Origin of the sequence: Streptomyces boncukensis (assembly GCF_011045075.1) — a bacterium.
GTDB classification, from domain to species: Bacteria; Actinomycetota; Actinomycetes; order Streptomycetales; family Streptomycetaceae; genus Streptomyces; species Streptomyces boncukensis.
The window spans coordinates 1-1,536 of the sequence record NZ_JAAKZZ010000932.1; the positions used below are offsets into that span (position 1 = coordinate 1).

A 1,536-nucleotide genomic window follows, 5' to 3' on the forward strand; every position below is an offset into this window, starting at 1 on the left:
CAGGTGTGTATAAGAGACAGGTCTCGCGGGTGCCGAGCAGCACGCCGTCGTGGCCGTCCTCCTCGGTGAGCTGGACCCGGACGGTCTCGCGCTGGGACGTGGGGAGGTTCTTGCCGATGTAGTCGGCCCGGATGGGCAGCTCACGGTGACCGCGGTCCACGAGCACGGCGAGCTGGACCGCGCGGGGACGCCCGATGTCACCCAGGGCATCCAGGGCTGCGCGGATCGTACGGCCGGAGTAGAGCACGTCGTCGACGAGGACGACGAGCCGTCCGTCGACGCCCGCCGCCGGGATCTCGGTGCGCGCGAGGGCGCGCGCCGGGCGCAGCCGCAGGTCGTCGCGGTACATGGTGATGTCGAGGGAACCCACCGGGGTCTGCCTGCCGGTGATCTCCGCCAGCTTGTCGGCCAGTCTCCCCGCGAGATACACGCCTCGGGTGGGAATGCCGAGAAGCACCACGTCGTCGGCGCCCTTGGCGCGCTCGACGATCTCGTGGGCGATGCGGGTCAGAACCCGCGCGATGTCCGGGGCCTCAAGAACGGGCCGGGCCGGACCCGGGGGCGCACTGCTGTCGTCCATGGGATACGGACCTCCTTCCCCGCCTCACGGGACGGGCCTTAAAGGACGTCTGGTCTGTCGCCGACCACGGTATCAGGGGGCTCGACCGGTCCGTCCCCGCCCCCGCACCGGCCACTGCCAGCCGTCTGGACCCGCTCGGCTTGACGCGGCACATTACGCTGCGTAACCTCACAGTGAGTTACGAAACGCGGCGCAGCCCCACGCGGCGGAGCCGTTCAACGATGCAGCGCGATACAGCGTCCGGGGAGCCTTATGTCCAGCGAATACGCCAAACAGCTCGGAGCGAAGCTCCGGGCCATCCGCACCCAGCAGGGTCTCTCCCTCCACGGCGTGGAAGAGAAGTCCCAGGGCCGCTGGAAGGCGGTCGTGGTGGGTTCGTACGAGCGCGGCGACCGGGCCGTGACCGTGCAGCGCCTTGCCGAACTGGCGGACTTCTACGGTGTCCCGGTGCAGGAGCTGCTGCCCGGCACCACGCCGGGAGGAGCCGCCGAGCCGCCGCCGAAGCTGGTGCTCGACCTGGAGCGGCTGGCCCACGTCCCGGCCGAGAAGGCCGGGCCGCTGCAGCGCTACGCCGCGACGATCCAGTCGCAGCGCGGTGACTACAACGGCAAGGTGCTCTCCATCCGCCAGGACGACCTGCGCACGCTCGCCGTCATCTACGACCAGTCGCCCTCTGTGCTGACGGAGCAGCTCATCAGCTGGGGCGTGCTCGACGCGGACGCGCGCCGCGCCGTCTCCCACGAGGACGCCTGACCGCACCGGCCGCTCCGGCCGCTCCGCCGACCCGCCACCGCGCAGGGCGGGGGCCCTCCCCTGGGCCCCCGCCCTGCGGTCGTGCGCCCGGCGGTTCCCGGCACACGGGAGGGCCCTGGGCCCCCGCCCTGCGGTCGTGCGCCCGGCGGTTCCCGGCACACGGGAGGGCGTACGCCGACGGGGCGCGCCCGGCGTCTCGCGCC

At 72.4% G+C, this 1,536-nt stretch carries 2 protein-coding genes; one reads left to right on the top strand and one right to left on the bottom strand.

Annotated elements, in window-relative coordinates; genetic code table 11:
• Positions 1–580: bifunctional pyr operon transcriptional regulator/uracil phosphoribosyltransferase PyrR (gene pyrR / locus G5C65_RS37095; RefSeq protein WP_165303433.1), on the bottom strand; the 580-nt coding region annotated here is incomplete at its 3' end.
• A 252-nt stretch (positions 581–832) separates the two neighbouring features.
• On the opposite strand from pyrR, the gene bldD reads away from it, so the two are divergent.
• A complete protein-coding gene (gene bldD, locus G5C65_RS37100; protein WP_027751102.1) occupies positions 833–1,333 on the top strand; it encodes a transcriptional regulator BldD in 501 nt (166 codons plus the stop codon).
• Positions 1,334–1,536: the final 203 nt, after the last annotated feature.

Coding starts and splice junctions, on each gene's coding strand:
- bldD (WP_027751102.1), top strand. CDS start 833: ATGTCCAGCGAATACGCCAAACAGCTCGGAGCGAAGCTCCGGGCCATC.